This is a genomic window from Pseudoalteromonas sp. 4NS20-0020 (genome assembly GCF_057554385.1).
In genome coordinates this window covers 218,618-235,982 of the sequence record NZ_BAAJMI010000005.1, presented here as the reverse complement: position 1 = coordinate 235,982, position 17,365 = coordinate 218,618, and the positions used below count along the sequence as shown (strand labels likewise).

Sequence of the window (17,365 nt, the reverse complement as noted above, 5' to 3'; positions counted from 1 at the left end):
TTAAGGTATTAATGTATCTATTTTAAGTTGGTATTCACTTACACTTTCACGCTTTAATGAGCCAGAATGCCCTTCTAATTCGCCTGAACTTGGCATAACAGAATCATCAAGCGAAATACGCGCCGATATAATAATATCTTCTGCGCTAGATAAGTTCATACCTTCAACCATGGCAGTGCTATCGTTTAACTCAACTGTAACAGGGAATGAATATGAAGTAAGTTTTACAGCAGCAATCGGCATTGGCGAACCATTTGCCGCTTTTGCAAATACAAATAAAGTCCCCTTTTCAGGCAGTTTATTTATAAGCTCACTGGCAACATTAACGGTAACAGCAATGCTGTTGGCTTTAGTTACTGGCATTACCGAGCCTTCGCTTTGCATTTGCAGTTCAATATCTGCAATACGCTGAGATATTAAACCATAGCGAGAATCATTTTTTTCCATACTGGCTAGTAATACTTCAAAGGCGGCTTTAGCTTGAGGCCAGTCCTTTCGCTCGTAAGCAATGAGCGCTAATAACGAAATAGCATCTAAGTTAGTCGGTTCTGCGTTTAACACTTTAGACAACATACCCGCTGCACGCGTCATATTCGCTTCGCTGCCTTCAAGTAGCAAAATTTGGCTGTAACTTATTAACACCTGTTTATTATCGGGGTTCATGCGCAGTGCTTTATCAAATGACTGCTGAGCCATATCAAATTCATTCAGTGACATGGCAACACGACCAAGTAACATCCATGCCATTTCGTCATCGCCTGAACGGCTTAACTTGGTGCGTAACGCCAGAGCAAATGCTTGTAGCTCGTTTTGAGTAAGCTGCTCGCCTTTTTGCATTACAGCGCGCTCACCGTATTCGGTCAGGTTATCCATGGCATCGTGCCATGCTGAAATTTGCTGTTGACTACCCGTTAAACTGTAAAAAATACCGCTTAGTGCAATAACAAATGCGCCGCCTGTCAGGGCAAAAATACGGTTGTTACCTTTGCTAATTAATGATTTTTCTGGAGAAAGCTCATTAAGCAAACGGCGTTTTAGTTCAACTATCGATTCAGAATAGTTAGCATCATCTATACGTTGATTATCTAAATCGGTCTTTAAATCAACCAAACGTTGTTCGTAAATACTTATAAGCTCGGCATTTGCGTTGTGAGTAATTGTTTTAACACGCTCTTTTTGTAAAAAAGGCAGAATAACAAACGCCAGTGCAATCAGTGTGAGTAAAGCAAAACACGCCCACATTAAAATCATTTAACTTTGCTCCTGACGTTTATTTTGTTCAATTAGCTTATTTAAAAGTACTTCATCTTGGTTGCTCCAAGTCTGCTTTACAGACGCTTTACGCTGACGAATTACAATAAAACCAAACCCAACAATAACAATTAATACCGGCAATACCCAAAGTACTAGTGTTGCAGGTGTAACAGGTGGGTCGTAATGAACAAAGTAACCATAGCGGTCAATCATGTAGTCAATTACTTCATCTTTGGTGTTGCCTTCTTTAACTAGCTCTACCACTCTCTCTCGAAGGTCTTTAGCAACGATAGCGTCAGAATCAGCAATGTTTTGATTTTGACATTTAGGGCAACGAAGTTCTTTTGTAAGCTCTTCAAAACGAACCGCTTGCTCGTCGGTATCAAATACGTAGCGATCAGTTTGCGCTAATGCACTCGTAGTCAGTAAAAGGCTGAGTGAAAACAATAGCCACTTCATTATTTTAGCTCCTGCATCATAGGTGCAAATTTAGAACGCCATACTCGCGGATTAATATCACCGGTATGGTGTAGCAAAATAGTGCCGTTTTTATCGATTAAAAATGTTTCTGGCGCACCTGAAACACCCAAATCTAACGACAGCGTTCGATGTAAATCCAAAATATTAAACTGATAAGGGTTACCCGCACGCTTAAGCATATCTTGTACTTCAGTACGTAGTGCTTGCATGTCAAACGGGCCATCAAAGTCGGCGTCGTAGCCTTGCACATAGTACAAGCCAATAATTTTAACGCCTTGCTCTCGCAGCTTTGTTAAGTAGCCCAGCTCAGCTAAACAGGTTGGGCACCAAGTGCCCCATACATTTAGTAAATATACCTCGCCTTTTAACGCTTCGTTGGTCCATTGCTTGTTGTCTTGCATTAAATCAGGAAGCGTAAAAGCAGGCATTTCATGGCCTATTCGCCCAGTTTGTATTTCGCGTGGGTTTGCAAATAAACCTTGGTATAAAAACACACATACAAAAGCAAAGGCTAAAAGAGGCGCTATGGCTAACAATTTACGGTTCATAACACACTCTCCGCTGCTGCTTTTCGAGCTGTTTTTGCAGATGTACGGTAACGTTTATCAAACAAAATCATGAATCCTGCAAGTGAAATTAATACACCACCAATCCATAACCAACGCACAAACGGCTTGTGGTATATGCGCAGAGACCAAGCCCCTTGGCTTAATTGCTCGCCTAGAGCAAGGTATAAATCACGTGTGAAGCCAGCATCAATGGCAGCTTCTGTCATAAATTGCATGCCAATATCGTATTTACGTTTTTCGGCGTACAAACGAGTGACTACATCATCGTTTTTTAGCACCGTAACAACACCAGCATGGCCACTGTAATTAGGTCCACGAATTGTTTTAACGCCTTCAAAGCGATAGTTGTATTGATTAAGCTGCACTATATCGCCCTGCTTCATCGATACATCACGCTCAACAGAGTACGCAGAGGTTAACGCAACGCCCGCAATAACAAATGCCATACCAATGTGGCCTAGCACCATTGCCCAATAACTAACACCTAAGCGTTTTAACCCTTCTTTTAATGTGCCATGCACTGCGGCCTTAGTGTAAATGTCAATCAAGGTTGAAACAGCAACCCACACACCCAGCGTTGTTGCTAATAGCGTAAGTGGTGTCACTTCGTCGTAAGCTGAGAACAACCATACACAAGTAATCGCCACACTGGCCAAAATACCTACAACAATTTTATTTTGCAAAAACGCCCATTTGTTTTGCTTCCAGCGTAAAAAAGGACCAATGCCCATTAAAATAGCAAATGGCACAAGTAGTATTGCAAACATTTTATTAAAGAACGGTTCACCTATAGAAATACTGCCTAAGCCCATTTCTTTGTGCACCATAGGCAATAAAGTACCCAATAATACAATTAAGGTCGCCACAACTAAAAAGATATTGTTTAGCCACAGTGCCACTTCGCGCGATACAAATTTGTAGCGTCCTTCGCTATGAACTTGCGATACACGTAATGCGTAAAGCGCTAAACCACCGCCAACAACTATTCCTAAAAAGGCGAGTATAAACAGGCCCCTGTCGGGATCAGTTGCAAACGCATGAACTGATACAATAATACCTGAACGCACAATAAACGTTCCCAGCAAGCTTAACGAAAATGCTGCAATTGCCAGTAATACGGTCCACGATTTAAAAATGCCGCGCTTTTCTGTCACGCTTAGCGAATGAAGTAAAGCGGTTGCAACAAGCCAAGGCATAAGCGACGCGTTTTCTACTGGATCCCAAAACCACCAGCCACCCCAGCCAAGCTCTGCATAAGCCCACCAACTGCCAATAGTAATACCTAAACTCAAAAAGCCCCACGCGGTCATTGTCCACGGACGTGACCATTTAGCCCACGTGTTATCAAGCTTACCTGTTAACAGTGCTGCAATAGCAAACGAAAAAGCAACCGATAGCCCAACATAACCCATGTAAAGTAATGGCGGGTGAATGATCATACCGGGGTCTTGTAAAAGCGGATTCAAATCTCGCCCTTCTACCGGAAAATAAGGAAGTAAACGTTCAAATGGGCTTGATAATAGTAAGGTATACATCATGAAACCAACACCTAAAAAACCAAGCACGCCTAAAACACGGGCACGTAGAACCCAAGGTAATGACTTTGAGCGAGCAGCAACAACAGCAGTCCAACCTGCTTGCATCACTAACCAAAGCAATATTGCTCCTTCATGGCCGCCCCAAGTCGATGTTATTTTGTAATACCATGGCAGTGTGCTACTCGAATGATACGCCACATAAGATACGGTAAAGTCGTCAGTTAAACTTGCGTAAATAAGCGCAGCAAACGAAATTAATACAAACGCAAACTGACCAATAGCTAAAGAGGGGGCAGCACGCATTAAGCGAAGATTACCTGTATGCGCGCCCCAAAGTGGAAAAATACATAATAAAACGCTCAGCACCATGGCAAGCGTTAAAGAAAAATAACCAATTTCTGGGATCATAGCTAATTACCACTATCTAAGTTGTATTTTGGTTTTTCATGCTTAATACCTTTAACCGCTTCAGCAACTTCTGCAGGCATGTATTCTTCATCATGCTTGGCCAGTACTTCAAACGCTTCAATGACATTAGGCTCAATTAAAACACCTTGCGCAACAATACCCTGCCCCTCACGAAACAGATCAGGCAATATCCCCTGATATTTCACAGTCACTAATGGACCTGTATCAATTAATTTAAAACTCACTTCTAAGCTTTGCTCGTTTCTTTCAACAGATCCTGGGACCACCATGCCGCCAATACGAAGCTTTTGACCAATAAAAGGTTTTTCTTTGTTTGGGCCTTTGCCATCAATCAATTCGCTTGGGGTATAAAATAAGTTTATGTTTTCTTGTAAAGCATAAAGCACTAAACCTATGGCAGAACCCAAACCAAATAAAATAGCAACAATCACTAATAAGCGTTTTTTACGTCTAGGGTTCATGATGCTTGCTCCTGCTTGGCTTGTTTTATACGCTCTTCACGCACAATTTGTTGCTCTACTGAAGCCATAATATGCTTAGTATCTCTTAAAGAGCTCACTAAAATACCCAGTAAAATAAGTGCGCATGTGCCAAATGAAAGCCATACATAAAATCCATAGCCTCCCATTGCAATAAAATCAGAAAAAGAGTCAAACTGCATAATTACCCCCTATTAAGCAACTGGCGCACCCATGGGCGATGCTTTTCACGTTGCAAAATTTCATTTTTAAGACGAATTAAAGTGACTGTGCCAACAAACGCTGCAAAGGCTAAAATATTTACCATTAATGGCCAAAACATACTTGAGTCGACCGCATTGGTATTAAATTTAGTGATGCTTGCTCCCTGATGGAGGGTGTTCCACCACTCAACCGAAAAGTGAATGATTGGTAAATTGATCACCCCTACAATCGCTAAGATAGATGCAGCGCGGCCCGCTGACTTTTTATCTTCAAAAGCGTGGTATAACGAAATTACGCCCAAATATAAAAATAATAAAATAAGCTCCGATGTGAGTCGTGCATCCCACACCCACCAAGCGCCCCACATAGGTTTACCCCATGCAGCCCCGGTTATAAGTGCTATTGCAGTCATACATGCGCCAACTGGTGCAATTGCTATAACGGCAAGTTCTGCGTTTCTGAGTTGCCATACAAGCGCAACAATGGCAGCAATGGCCATAGAGGAATATGCCCCCATTGATAAAATGGCAGAAGGAACGTGAATAAAAATGATACGGTAGCTGTCTTTTTGTTGGTAATCGGCAGGTGCAAAACCAAGCCCCCACACCCAACCAACGAGCATACTAACAACCGTAACTACGGCAAAATAAGGCAGTAACGTATTGCATAACTGGTATGCACGCTCTGCTTTAGCATAGGGATGTAACCACTTCCACATTAACTTATACTCACTTTTAAAGCTGACGATATGGCGATTGGTGCGCTAATAATAGCGATGACTAACATAGCACCAAGGATGGCAAGTTGCCCGCTATAATCCAGCGACATAACACTGGTATCGATAGCCGACGTTGCAAAAATTAGAACAGGAATATACAAAGGCAGTACGAGTAAACTCATCAAAATACCCCCTTTTTGTAGCCCAACAGTAAGCCCAGCACCTATTGCACCAATAAAACTTAATAACGGTGTACCCAATAATAACGTTAAAACAGTGGCCACCAGCGCATTACTATCTAAATTAAGTAATAACGCGAATAACGGGGTCATTAATACAAGGGGCAACCCCGTCACAACCCAATGTGCAGCCACTTTTGCAAGCACTGTAAGTGACAATGGGTACGATGAGGCAATTAACTGCTCAAGAGAACCATCATTAAAGTCATCTCTAAACAGTTTATCTAAGCCCAACATAGTAGAGAGTAAAGCTGCAACCCAAATGATACCGGGCGCCATTCTAGCAAGCAGACCGGGCTCAGGACCTATTGCTAACGGAAACAAAGAAATAACAATTAAAAAAAACAATATTGGGTTTACAATTTCAGCTCGCTGGCGAAAGGCAAGCTTTATATCTTTAGTAAAAACCGCACTGAATAGTAACCAATAAGAGTGTTGACGAGTCATCAGTGGCGGTACTCCAATGTGATTGTTTGTAAATCACTAAAGTGAGTAGTTAGGTCTTGGTGGGTAGTTAATAATATGGCGCCATTATTATTTAAATGTTGAGTAAATCGCTGCTGCAAAAACGCAACACCGCTTTTATCGAGCGCAGTAAATGGCTCGTCTAACACCCATAAATTTGCGTTGCTTAGCCAAAGTCTAACTAACGCAACTCGTCGTTGCTGGCCTGCCGACAGCATTCTAACAGGCACATCTTCAAGACCGACCAAGCCTAGTTTTGCTAAGATTGGGTATAGGTCGGGCTCATTTGAATAACCGTTGATCCGTAACCAAAAGCGTACATTTTCAACAGCGCTCAACTGAATGTTAACACCCGTTTTATGGCCTATAAAAAGTAAGTCGTGGGCGAACTCTTCATAGTATTTATTTATTGAGCGTTCTTGATACAAAACCTCGCCTTCATCAGGCGCAGAAAAGCCAGCGATGATACGCAATAACGATGTTTTACCAGCCCCATTAGGACCCGCTAATTGCATGATTTGACCGCTTTTAAGGCTAAAATTAAGGTCCGCAAACAAACAACGTTCTTGCTTGATGCAGGAGACGGACTTAATGTGTAACAAGATGACGATTCTCTCTGCCAAAAATTAGGAGTTAGTCTACCATAATGATAGGGTAATACGAATATTGCTTTAAAATCGATTCACTTAAAATAGAGAAAACTTGATTTAAAATAATGAATACGCCAACGCAAATAACATTATCCAATTCATTGGTTATCAATTCATCAACTAATAACCAAACCAATGAGTTACCACAAATACCAAGTGAAGTACTTGCGGCTAAAAACATTCAATTTTCCAAAGACTCTATCACACTAGAAGTGCTGGTTAATAAGCAATGGCAAACGCTCAGACTAGGCACAAGCAATGCCCCTCAATCTTTAGATAAAATTGCTAGCGCGCGCATTCAACTAAGCGCAGACGGAAAGCAGCTATCTATTTTGCCAAATGCAGCAACAATTAAACTTAACCAGCCTGCCCAATTACAACGCTTATTAAATTTTATTAGTACCGGCGCAGAAGTTGAAAGCAAGCCACTTTCAGTTCAGCTTGCTTTAGCACCTGCACCAAAGCTAATTATTGATAAGCTCAATGCTAATATTGCCATTAATAAAGATGTTGCTCAGCTTCTCAGCACAGAGCAACCTTTAAAACTAGTCATAAGTACCAACACTAAAGGCGCACAAATTGATGTTATTAACCGCTTTGCTGATACCGTCCATACCCAGCCGTTAAGCCAAACAAAGCTGGTTAAAATGCTAGCAAGCTTGTTACCCAATGCACAACTACAGGCAACGCCTAAATTAGCCATTTTAACGCATCCGCAAAAATCAGGCTCTTTCACCACGCAAGTATCAAACACGCAGCTTGCTGAACTGCCTAACTCGCCCGTGAAAGTGACTGTTGCAAATCAAGCCGATAAGCTTGTAATAACAACACAAGCTCAAAGCGTAAAAGTGATGCTGAGTAACTCTTTTACTAAACCTTTTAATGAATTACTTACTGCGCAACACGCTAATTTACAAACCGCGCCAGCGCGGTTCAATAACACCGCTAAAGTAAGTCCGCTGGTGAGTACTCATAGCCCTATAAAGTCTTGGCTGCAAACTAGTTTTAGTGATTTAAAAACACGAATCAATGATGCAGTAAATTATTTTGAAAACAAATCGTTTGCAAACGAAAACAAAACTCAAATAGCACCATCACTCACTTTACCAAAACAGTTTATCGCCCCGTCTCCACCAACGAGTAGAATTAACTTAATTGAAAATGCAGGTATACAAGTTGCTAATAGTGCGCAAAAGCCAAGTACTGAACTTGTTAATATTTTACCTAAGCACTTCTCTCAATTGCCCCCTATTGTGCAGTTAACACAGCTAATAAAAGCAAATGTTGCTGTTTGGCAGCCTCCTGGTGGCAAAGTTATCAGTAGTCATTTGCCTATACCCAATGCTATTACGGCAAATACACCAGAACATAACCCCCAATCAATCGAAAAAGCCTCAGCCCAAAGTAAAGCAGAGGTAGGTGCACAATCAGGCGCACTGTTAAGCACTCAAACAAAGGCAGAACCCGCAACCAAAAATACAGAGCAAGTATTAAAAACCCAAACAGTGCAAGTTCAATCCACCTTGAGTAAAGACCTACAAAAACAAACTACAATTAAAGAGCTAAATTCTCTTCCTGTTACAAAAGCGAGGCTTAGCCATACTCAACAAACTAATGCAGATAATAAACTGGCCACAACACTCCCTACCCTAAAAGCCACTAGCCCAGCAATCCAACAAACACATGCTGTATCTTCTACACCAGCAAGTAACACCCTATTTAATACAGTATTTAGTAACACAACAACTATTGCCTCACCAAGCCAAATGTTGCAACCTATTGAAGCTAAGATATTAACGCCGCTTTTAAAGCTGCCACCATCGCATGATTCAACTCACACACTCACTGAAGAAAAAATTTCATTGAGCAGTCAAATAGCCGATATTCAAGTTAAAGCGACTAAGCAAACACCTGACCTCAATGCGCTGGTTAATCAAGCTTTTAATCGTATGGTATCAAGCAGCAACGTTAGCCCGACTGCCGTGCAAAGAGAGATATTAGCGACGCTGCAGCCTCACAGCCTCACGCATGACACCCTGCAAAGTAGCTTTACCAAAGGGCTTGAGCAGCTAGCGGTTAGTATTTTGGCGGCGCCTATTATTAACCAATCTGTAGCCCCAATTACCTTTGACTCAAAAACAGGCATTGATGCATTACTACAGGTGCTTATGCCTACATTTAAAGCTGGCAAAGCAAGTTCAAAAATACTAGAGCAACTTCAGCAATCACAAGTGCAAGCGCTTGCTGGAGAGCTAACTCAGGTTAAAAACACGCTCACACAGGTAAGTGTTTCAACACCAAATCAGCAACCCGAAAGTAACCCGCTGGCACAGTTTTTACTTCCGATGAAATTACCGCCAGAAGCAGCCCAAACAGAAATAACGCTAGGGCAATATAAAAAGCCATCGGCCGATAAGCTAGAGCCTAAAAATGTCTGGTTTGTTAGATTAAATTTTGATTATGCTGATCTCGGTCAACTACAAATTACCGCCGAGCTAATGGACAAATCGCTCGATTGCCAATTATTAGCATCAAGCCAAGAAGTGAGTGCCATTGCCCACCCTCACCTTGATAATCTGCGCTCAAAACTGGCTAAACACGGCTTACAAGTTGCTGAACTAAACCTAAAACGAGGGGAGGCAACCCATGCTGCTTTTTATAAATCCCATGCAATTATTAATATTAAGGTGTAGCTATGAGTGATTCCCCTAAGAGCAAGTCGGCAATTGGCCTTTTATACGAAGCAGGAAGCACGCCTTCAGTGAGTGTTAAGGGGTTTGGTGAGTTGGCGGAAGAAATAATCGCTGCAGCAAAACAAAAAGGGATCATGATCCACGAAGATCCCGATTTAGCTAAAACCTTATCGCACCTCGAATTAGGTGAAGAGATTCCAAAAGAGCTTTATTTTGTGATTGCAGAACTGATTGCGTTTTCGTATGTATTACGTGGGCAGTTCCCACCAGGGTGGCAGGACTTTCAAGGTAAGCTAAATATAAAAGCTTAAAATTGAAAAAGGCGCAAAGCGCCTTTTTCATTTACTTTGGTAAATTAGTCATTTTTTTCTGTTCAAGCATTTCTTTCCAGTGCATTACTTCGCTGGGTAAAATAGGAGTTTTACCTTCAAAGCCAGCCACTTCAAGCATCTCTTCAATACTTATAACACCTTTTTTGCTTTTAAATACGCCACGTACGTACGCAATCGCATGCAAACCACGATCAGAATGAAATTTCTGCTCAATGTAAAAATACTTATGATCCCAGCCCACTAACTTAGTGCTAATAGTGTATTTTTGCATGGGTTTAATATCACGAATGTAAGTAATAGCTGTTGCATTAACAATAGGAAACCAACGTCGTTTCATTATTTGTTTTAGCAAACCTACTCGCTCAGTCATCCACGTACGCGACAAGTCCATCATGGCTAAATAGCGCGAATTAGTTAAATGTAAATTAATATCACAATCAGTAGGAAGTGCTTTGTAATCAATATCTACCGTATCGAGTAAATCTTGATAGTGTTTATTACGCTTAATTTTAAAAAATAATAATAGGAGTCGAATATATAAGTTCACAACAAAGGTCTTACCAGCAAAATTTAATCGAGTGTATCACAAGCACTTGCTAAGACGTATGTTCTCCCTTACTCTTTATCACTCATATATATAAAAATAAAATGCTTATGAAACCTCTACTACATATAATTACGTTTATTGGATTACTCGTACCAAGCTATTCAGCGCTAGCTGATTTTTCATTACCCGGCAAAGGCACTATTACCTACTCAACGGGTATACAAAAAGAATTTGACTTTGGTTTTGCTTGGCAACAAAAAGCTGAACAATTTAAAATTGGCGCTAAAAGCTACAATATGCAAAGTATTCCAAGTTCATACTCAGTTGCAATTACACTATCAAAAGATGAAAGCCAGGTATGGGTTCAAGAGTTTAACAATGGGTTTATTGAAGGGTTTAATTGGCAAATTGGTGAGCATACTGTGTCACTAAAAAAACAAAAGTTTAGCGACCGAGTAAAAGGCGACTATGTAATTGAGCTTAACAACCGTAGTTACTTTTTTACGCGCAACAATGCCAGTATTGTTATTAACTTTAATGAAGACGGTATAGAAACGATTGCTATTGATGGTGTTACAAAAAACATGGGGACTAAAAGCTAGTCCCCTGTTTTAATTTTAGAGTCATCTAAACTTTAACGGTTTTTCTGTTTATACCGTAGTCACGCAACTTATTTGCCACTGCGGTATGACTAAGCCCTAAGCGTTTGGCTAGTTGCCTTGAGCTTGGGTAAGCAGGGTAAAGTTTACGCAGCAACGTTGCCTCAAAACGCTTCACAGCTTGATCAAGCGAGCCTTCAAAGTCTGACTCCAAATACCCTAACTCATGTGTAAACGTAGGTAGTTGTAAATGCTCTAAACGTAACTCGCTATCATCTAACAATGAGACTGCGCGATAAATAGCATTTTCAAGTTGGCGAACATTACCAGGCCACGGATATTCTTGTAAAAAACTCAAACACTCTTGTGATAATAACGGAATAGCATGGCCATTTTGCTGGGCATATTTTTGGATAAAATGCTCTGCCAGAGGACCCACATCGGCTTTGCGATCTCGCAATGGAGCAATTTCGAGAGTTAATACATTAATTCGATAGTATAAGTCTTCTCTAAACACACCTTCTTGTACCATTGCGGGCAAGTCTTTTTGAGTAGCGGCTACAATACGAACATTAACCTTTACTTCGTTCTCATCGCCTACTTTTCTAAACGTTCCGTCTTGTAAAAAGCGCAAAAGTTTAGTTTGTAACTGGGTCGACATTTCACCCACTTCATCTAAAAATACGGTACCGCCGTCAGCTTGCTCTAGTACACCGCGTTTAGGCGCTGCATTTTCTTCGTAGCCTGCATAACCAAAAAGCTCAGACTCCGCTACATCATCAGGTAACGACGCGCACGAAAGCGCAATAAATGGCTTCACAGAACGGTTTGACGCATAATGACACGCTCGCGCAAGTAACTCTTTACCTGTGCCTGTTTCACCCGTGATGAGTATGGGTGCTTCTAACTGTGCCATTTTTCGTGCTTCACGCACAACACGGCGCATAGCAGTACTAAAGTTATGAATGGTGGCAAAGCTTTCTTGTCCGTAGCGTCTAAATGCACTAACTTGCTGACCTAAACGGCTTTGCGACTTAATGTTGATAACCGCACCAGCTAAAACATCGCCTTCGCTGCCTTGTGGCACGGCAATTGGTAAAATATCTGCAATAAAGTCTTCGCCAGCTACTTCAACCCGAGTCGTTTGGCCTAACACTTCCTTACCTTCTAACCAACGCGTAAAGTTAAAGCCCTTTAGTAGGTTATTTATGTTAGCGCCAATAACTTCTTTTTCACTTAACTGCAGGTCTTTACAGGCAGCATCGTTGCATAAACGTACCCAGCCCTTAGCATCAATAGAAATAACACCATCAGGTAATGCACGTAACAAGGTATTTAATTCATTATGCTCTCGCTCAGAAGGGAGAAATGCGGTAGTGCGTACATCATGCACACCATCAATCAGACGGATAGAAGGCATGATTTTTTGAAACTGCTCAAACTCTATTTCTGGGAAGCTCACATACATACGGCAATTGACAGAATCGACCTCAATACCTTTTAAATCAACACTGTAGTTAACTAAAATATTAAGGATTTCTTGGGCTATACCGATCCGATCAGCACAGTGAATATCTAGACGCATACATCCTCAAAGCAGGAAAAACTAAATTAGCCGAATAATACGCTAAGTCGCTTTGATAAGGTAGCTTATTGTAAACATTTTTGGACAAGTCTGCGTTTTAATTAACACATAAGAATAACAACATAAACACGCTACACAGCAGAGCTAGCCTGCTGCATAGCTAAATTACTTTTAACCTTGAGGGTAAGCAGACCATTCTTCGCCATCAAGTTGTATGTAAGGTCGTTTATTCACGTACATCATGATTGTGCCCGCATTTTCGGCAACTTTTGGGGCTTTTGGCAAGTTTTCAACTAAATTGGCAATGCTGTTATTACCCCCAAAAACATTTGTCTCAAGTGTTTTTGCAACAATTTCAGATAAGGCAAAGTAACTAGTCGATTCGTTAATCATAATCTGCGAGTAGCTTTTAACGTCTGGGCCAATAAATTTAATAGCAGCTGGTACAGATACAATAGTAGGGCTTGGTATTTCACGAAGGCCAGCAAACTGTACCTTGTCACCTTTTAATGCTGCACCATGTTCGGGTACTATCATTAACATGACATTACGGCCGCGCTTTTCAAGGTTTTGAATAAAACGATTAATATCAGATAATAAATTAGCGTGCCTGATTGGGTAACTTTCAAGGCTATTCATGCGTTTTTTATTAGCCAGCTGGTTACCATCGTGAAGGCTTGTTGTGTTGTAATACATTGCACACGGCTCACAATCTTGCGCTTCATTTTTAAGCCAACTATCTAGCACCGCACCGTCAGAATAAATAGGACTGTCATCAAAGCCGTATTGCGCTACTGGAAGCGAATCAATATTAAGTGGTTTATCGTTTAGGCCACCAAAGCGATTAACCAAGCCTTTAAAGTCATCAAAGTGGCCATCGTGGTTCATCACAACGCTGCTTTGATACCCTAATTTTTCTAAATTTTTAAATAGATAACATTGCTCTGGTGCATCACTAAATAAAGCCGTTTGGCTTGTTTGCCCACAGCTTGCGCGTAAAAGCCTTATAGCTGCAGGCCCACTGTATGATGTTGCTGAGTTAAAATCTGAAAACACCACATCAAAATCATTAAACATGTCTTCAACACTAACGCCAATAGCGTTCAAGTCATCAATCGCCATTGAACAAATATTTAAAACGATGACATCGAACAGTTCGCCATTAACTTGCGAAGGAAAATGGCTAATTAAATGGCTTTGTTGTTGATAAAAGTCTGACAATTTTTGATCAGGTGTTTGGCTTTCGCGCGTAATGACTTGTGCTTGATTAGTAGGCCCATTTCTAATTGTTGTATTTGTAGAGTAGGCATTTACTACTGTGCCTGGTTGTTCACCCTCTCCTTGCCATCCTATCAAAAGCAGCCCAACAATTGTTATTGTTGTAAAACGTAACCACTGAGATGTATACCAAAAACACACGGTAATAACGAATAATGCCAATAGCATATCTACACTGATTACACGTGCTAAAAGTTCAAAAAAATAGCCAAAACTGAAATCTTGAACATTACCAGCTTGCTTTGTCAGCCTATTTATTGGGGGCAACCAAGAGTCTTGGTAAAGTATGACAATCGCAAAAATACCACCAAGTACATGTTTTAACTTTTCAATAATCGCTTTTTTAAATTTGATTGCTAAAAGTGCTGCAAGGGCTGCATTGGTTAATACATTAAAATCAATTGCGCCGTAATAAAACAAGGCAAATTTAGCTAAGAAATAAAGATTCCACGCTCCTAAACCTGATAATTTCACTGCTCATCCTTCTTTTTTTTATTCGGTGTATAAGGTTCAAGTACTTCGTGTTTAAAAGTAAGCTTGTAATAATATGTTTTTACTCTGGCCAATATTTGAGTTGCCGACATACAAAGCACAATACCGACTATAATTGCCAAAATAACGGTAATAAAAAGCTGATTAATACTCATTGGTTAAGCCTTTAATCTCATTACAAATGACACAGCATCGGGGCGCGCATCATTTGTAAACTCAGGAGTGTCTAACGACTCAGTAATCCCTTTTGACACACCGGGTTCAAACTTATAGCTATCATTCTCTGTTAACTGTTTAGAATAATCAGTAACATGTTTACCGCTATAAAGCCGCCTTAATTGCTTACATTCTTGCTGTATATGAAAATGATCTGAAATGACATTTTGTTGCACAAAAAAGTCACTCGTTTGTAGCTTGAATAAATGCTTAATTGCATTATTTACGTCGTTCTCTCTACACGCATGCAAGTACAAATACACGGTGTTATCTGCAAGGCTAAATACATCCCCTTCACGCTTAATATGAAACAAGTGTAAAGGGTGAATGGGCTCTATGCGGGGTAATAACTCAAGCTTAACCAACACGCCGCTAACACCCAGATTAACAGCTGAGTCACTATGAACCTCTACTTGGCGCGTAAATTCATCAAAAGGTAAATAGCCTTTAGAAAACGTATTTTCAGTATATTTCAGAACGTGCTCGACAGATGGCGGTAACGGTCTAGAAAATTGAAACCCTTGAATAGATTGAATTTGAGATAATAATCGCGAAGGTTCAGAAAAGCTATACAAAATAAGGTTAACGCCTAAAGTTAAAAATAAACATTCATCTTGATGGCGAATAACGCCATCAACATTTTGTACTACCAATTTCAACCAACGACCGCAGCTTTTCCTCAGTTCAAAGCACTGTTTACCAAGCAGTGCTAAATCTGTGTAACGCGTAACAGCAAACACCAATGTTGCCGCTTTTAATTTGGGGCCTTTGTCAAACAGCTCATTATTGTCTTTTGCGGTATAATAATGCGTAGGCAATTTTGTACCGATTGGCACCGCGCTTTGCACTAACCAGACATCGTCCTCATCTGGAAAATGCGAGCCATTGAATACTTTTAGATCGTTTACAGTTCCCTCTTGTACCAAAAACTTATTATCTTCAAGCGACAGTTGAAACTGCATATCAGCAAATACACCCGTAGTGTGGTGCCAATAATCGTACTCTAAAACGCGGGTAGCGGAATCATTATCTACAAAAATTAATCCATCAAAAGATTTATTAAGCTGCCTTATTAAAAATCGATAGTGTGTTACTTCTGGACCAGATAGCAAAAATAATAAGGTAACCCCTGTTTTTTTTGCAAACTCACTGTAATCGTTCATTATTGTTTTTGTGCTAGCTTCGCTTGCTGCACTAAGTAGCTCTGTGTTGAAGTGGATAAACACTAGCGCATTTTTTAATTTTTTATACGCGCCTATCTCTTTAATTATACCTTTGTTTATTCGCTCTATTGAGTAATGCTGTGTCTCAGATGAGAGAGAAAATGGATGAACTTTACTGCGTTTGTACGCAGTATTAATTGCTGCAGAAAATGACGACTCAAAAAAAGATTCAACGTCTTGAGAAACAATGTAAATATCGTTTGCGCAATTTTGGTTAATTGCATGTAAAGCAAATTCAACCACAAAATTATCTAAAGGCGCTAAAACAGCATAACTTGAAGCCGATTTTAACTCTTTTGCAGCCGGCTCTAAACCCGTTATGTTAAAGTTATGCACTTAAAAAGCCCTCAAAAAAAATACTTTTTTACTAGTTTTGCCTGCTATTCTATATATAATAGCCAAATATTGTCCACTTTTAATAAAAATAAATATTACGCTTACAAAGGTTGTAATGAATAATTTAGCTACAAAAAGCTCACAAATACTCACATCAAGTGACATAGAAAACCTAGCTCGCCGTTTTGGTGGGAAAAGTGACGACTATATAGAAATTATGAATACACAAAAAAATCAAAAAACAATTAACAAGTATGCGCTATTGAAAGAAATTGATGACGCATTAAAAACATCTAAAGAAAAAAAATAAAAAAGGTAAATACCATTGCAAAGGATTTTTATTAAAGGTATCAAAGGCGGCATAGGTAGCACATCAGTTGTTGCAAACTTAGCGTGCGTTTTGAAAAAATCTGATGTTGATGTGGTTGCCATAGACCTAGATACTAAAAGTGACCTTGGTTTACACTTTGGCCTTAAGTGGACAGCCACAAAAGGTTGGAGCAACGAGAGCACTTTTGACGATGCGTTATTACATTTTCGCAAAGACAGCGATGGCGTTCTTTTTTTACCCCATGGCGATAACGAATCAACGTTAGATGAAATTATATCCACAATTAACAATTGCGAAAATCTGGATTATAAAGAATCTGCTTGGATAATATTCGACTGCCCTTCACATATTAATATTTCTCACTACCCGTTAGAAGAAAACGATATTGTTATTGAGCTAGTCACTTGCGATGCAATTTGTCATAGCCTCATATACAAGCGCCTTCAAACTCTTAAGTCAGTAGAGTCAACTTGGAAACACTTTTTTGTCGTTAATCGTTACAACGCAGCCTCAGCGTTAGAATTTGATCTATTTTCTCTTTGGCAATCTACATTGCCATTTATGGCGCCGTTTTTTATTAACAGCGATGAAGTTATTAAAGAGGCCACAGCTAATCGTAATGTAGCCCTTAATTGCGCTCCATACAGTGTAGCGAACGATGACTTTGAAACACTTGCCGGTTGGCTTGTAAGTAAGGCGGCTAACTGA

19 protein-coding genes are annotated in these 17,365 nt (G+C 40.2%); 5 read left to right on the top strand and 14 right to left on the bottom strand.

All coding sequences use genetic code 11. The features are described from left to right. From ccmI to ccmA, 9 genes are read right to left on the bottom strand one after another with little or no spacing between them, the layout of a single operon-like run. The gene (ccmI, locus tag AC27JL_RS14245; protein WP_487195892.1) at positions 1-1,251 is read right to left on the bottom strand and encodes a c-type cytochrome biogenesis protein CcmI; all 1,251 of its coding nucleotides are present in this window, start codon (positions 1,249-1,251) and stop codon (positions 1-3) included. Continuing rightward, positions 1,252-1,713 (bottom strand): cytochrome c-type biogenesis protein, encoded by a 462-nt coding sequence (locus AC27JL_RS14240; RefSeq protein ID WP_008127607.1) that lies wholly within the window; start codon positions 1,711-1,713, stop codon positions 1,252-1,254. Continuing rightward, positions 1,713-2,282, bottom strand: coding sequence for a DsbE family thiol:disulfide interchange protein (locus AC27JL_RS14235; protein WP_058429538.1), 570 nt, complete (start codon positions 2,280-2,282; stop codon positions 1,713-1,715). Before AC27JL_RS14235 ends, AC27JL_RS14240 begins: the two co-directional genes overlap by 1 nt. Beyond that, a complete protein-coding gene (locus AC27JL_RS14230) occupies positions 2,279-4,249 on the bottom strand; it encodes a heme lyase CcmF/NrfE family subunit (RefSeq protein WP_008127604.1) in 1,971 nt (656 codons plus the stop codon). Before AC27JL_RS14230 ends, AC27JL_RS14235 begins: the two co-directional genes overlap by 4 nt. Positions 4,250-4,251: 2 nt before the next feature. Then, entirely contained in the window at positions 4,252-4,731 is a 480-nt protein-coding gene (ccmE, locus tag AC27JL_RS14225) for a cytochrome c maturation protein CcmE (RefSeq protein ID WP_006791393.1), read from the bottom strand. Continuing rightward, entirely contained in the window at positions 4,728-4,931 is a 204-nt protein-coding gene (gene ccmD / locus AC27JL_RS14220; RefSeq protein ID WP_006791394.1) for a heme exporter protein CcmD, read from the bottom strand. The genes ccmE and ccmD overlap by 4 nt, the downstream gene beginning before the upstream one ends. Positions 4,932-4,933: 2 nt before the next feature. Continuing rightward, positions 4,934-5,671: a heme ABC transporter permease gene (locus AC27JL_RS14215; protein WP_487195891.1), complete on the bottom strand. Its 738-nt coding sequence runs from the start codon at positions 5,669-5,671 to the stop codon at positions 4,934-4,936. After that, positions 5,671-6,357: a heme exporter protein CcmB gene (gene ccmB, locus AC27JL_RS14210; protein ID WP_006791396.1), complete on the bottom strand. Its 687-nt coding sequence runs from the start codon at positions 6,355-6,357 to the stop codon at positions 5,671-5,673. The genes AC27JL_RS14215 and ccmB overlap by 1 nt, the downstream gene beginning before the upstream one ends. Next, entirely contained in the window at positions 6,357-6,977 is a 621-nt protein-coding gene (gene ccmA, locus AC27JL_RS14205; RefSeq protein WP_487195890.1) for a cytochrome c biogenesis heme-transporting ATPase CcmA, read from the bottom strand. Before ccmA ends, ccmB begins: the two co-directional genes overlap by 1 nt. Before the next feature lie 113 nt (positions 6,978-7,090). Between ccmA and fliK the strand changes: the two genes are divergently transcribed. Then, entirely contained in the window at positions 7,091-9,718 is a 2,628-nt protein-coding gene (fliK, locus tag AC27JL_RS14200) for a flagellar hook-length control protein FliK (protein ID WP_487195889.1), read from the top strand. Positions 9,719-9,720: 2 nt separating this feature from the next. Next, positions 9,721-10,029: an EscU/YscU/HrcU family type III secretion system export apparatus switch protein gene (locus AC27JL_RS14195; RefSeq protein WP_008127583.1), complete on the top strand. Its 309-nt coding sequence runs from the start codon at positions 9,721-9,723 to the stop codon at positions 10,027-10,029. A gap of 31 nt (positions 10,030-10,060) precedes the next feature. Here AC27JL_RS14195 and AC27JL_RS14190 read toward each other — a convergent pair whose 3' ends face one another. Then, positions 10,061-10,597, bottom strand: coding sequence for a thioesterase family protein (locus AC27JL_RS14190; RefSeq protein WP_006791400.1), 537 nt, complete (start codon positions 10,595-10,597; stop codon positions 10,061-10,063). Positions 10,598-10,704: 107 nt separating this feature from the next. Here AC27JL_RS14190 and AC27JL_RS14185 point away from each other — a divergent pair, with 107 nt between their 5' ends. Continuing rightward, complete coding sequence (locus AC27JL_RS14185) at positions 10,705-11,199, top strand: hypothetical protein (protein WP_008127581.1); 495 nt, start codon at positions 10,705-10,707, stop codon at positions 11,197-11,199. Between the two features lie 25 nt (positions 11,200-11,224). On the opposite strand, the gene tyrR is transcribed toward AC27JL_RS14185, so the two are convergent. The 4 genes from tyrR to bcsE form a co-directional block, all read right to left on the bottom strand. Next, positions 11,225-12,781, bottom strand: a complete 1,557-nt coding sequence (gene tyrR / locus AC27JL_RS14180) for a transcriptional regulator TyrR (RefSeq protein WP_006791402.1) — start codon at positions 12,779-12,781, stop codon at positions 11,225-11,227. A 171-nt stretch (positions 12,782-12,952) separates the two neighbouring features. Further along, complete coding sequence (gene bcsG, locus AC27JL_RS14175) at positions 12,953-14,533, bottom strand: cellulose biosynthesis protein BcsG (protein ID WP_487195888.1); 1,581 nt, start codon at positions 14,531-14,533, stop codon at positions 12,953-12,955. After that, positions 14,530-14,706 (bottom strand): hypothetical protein, encoded by a 177-nt coding sequence (locus AC27JL_RS14170; protein WP_006791404.1) that lies wholly within the window; start codon positions 14,704-14,706, stop codon positions 14,530-14,532. The genes bcsG and AC27JL_RS14170 overlap by 4 nt, the downstream gene beginning before the upstream one ends. A gap of 3 nt (positions 14,707-14,709) precedes the next feature. Next, the gene (gene bcsE, locus AC27JL_RS14165) at positions 14,710-16,326 is read right to left on the bottom strand and encodes a cellulose biosynthesis protein BcsE (RefSeq protein WP_487195887.1); all 1,617 of its coding nucleotides are present in this window, start codon (positions 16,324-16,326) and stop codon (positions 14,710-14,712) included. Positions 16,327-16,441: 115 nt separating this feature from the next. Here bcsE and bcsR point away from each other — a divergent pair, with 115 nt between their 5' ends. Further along, the gene (gene bcsR, locus AC27JL_RS14160) at positions 16,442-16,636 is read left to right on the top strand and encodes a BcsR/BcsP family cellulose biosynthesis protein (RefSeq protein ID WP_006791406.1); all 195 of its coding nucleotides are present in this window, start codon (positions 16,442-16,444) and stop codon (positions 16,634-16,636) included. A 15-nt stretch (positions 16,637-16,651) separates the two neighbouring features. Beyond that, positions 16,652-17,365, top strand: a complete 714-nt coding sequence (bcsQ, locus tag AC27JL_RS14155; RefSeq protein WP_487195886.1) for a cellulose biosynthesis protein BcsQ — start codon at positions 16,652-16,654, stop codon at positions 17,363-17,365.

Excerpts from the sequence above, each read along its gene's own strand:
- ccmI (WP_487195892.1), bottom strand. The coding sequence starts at position 1,251 with ATGATTTTAATGTGGGCGTGTTTTGCTTTACTCACACTGATTGCACTG.
- AC27JL_RS14240 (WP_008127607.1), bottom strand. The coding sequence starts at position 1,713 with ATGAAGTGGCTATTGTTTTCACTCAGCCTTTTACTGACTACGAGTGCA.
- AC27JL_RS14235 (WP_058429538.1), bottom strand. The coding sequence starts at position 2,282 with ATGAACCGTAAATTGTTAGCCATAGCGCCTCTTTTAGCCTTTGCTTTT.
- AC27JL_RS14230 (WP_008127604.1), bottom strand. The coding sequence starts at position 4,249 with ATGATCCCAGAAATTGGTTATTTTTCTTTAACGCTTGCCATGGTGCTG.
- ccmE (WP_006791393.1), bottom strand. The coding sequence starts at position 4,731 with ATGAACCCTAGACGTAAAAAACGCTTATTAGTGATTGTTGCTATTTTA.
- ccmD (WP_006791394.1), bottom strand. The coding sequence starts at position 4,931 with ATGCAGTTTGACTCTTTTTCTGATTTTATTGCAATGGGAGGCTATGGA.
- AC27JL_RS14215 (WP_487195891.1), bottom strand. The coding sequence starts at position 5,671 with ATGTGGAAGTGGTTACATCCCTATGCTAAAGCAGAGCGTGCATACCAG.
- ccmB (WP_006791396.1), bottom strand. The coding sequence starts at position 6,357 with ATGACTCGTCAACACTCTTATTGGTTACTATTCAGTGCGGTTTTTACT.
- fliK (WP_487195889.1), top strand. The coding sequence starts at position 7,091 with ATGAATACGCCAACGCAAATAACATTATCCAATTCATTGGTTATCAAT.
- AC27JL_RS14195 (WP_008127583.1), top strand. The coding sequence starts at position 9,721 with ATGAGTGATTCCCCTAAGAGCAAGTCGGCAATTGGCCTTTTATACGAA.
- AC27JL_RS14185 (WP_008127581.1), top strand. The coding sequence starts at position 10,705 with ATGAAACCTCTACTACATATAATTACGTTTATTGGATTACTCGTACCA.
- tyrR (WP_006791402.1), bottom strand. The coding sequence starts at position 12,781 with ATGCGTCTAGATATTCACTGTGCTGATCGGATCGGTATAGCCCAAGAA.
- AC27JL_RS14170 (WP_006791404.1), bottom strand. The coding sequence starts at position 14,706 with ATGAGTATTAATCAGCTTTTTATTACCGTTATTTTGGCAATTATAGTC.
- bcsR (WP_006791406.1), top strand. The coding sequence starts at position 16,442 with ATGAATAATTTAGCTACAAAAAGCTCACAAATACTCACATCAAGTGAC.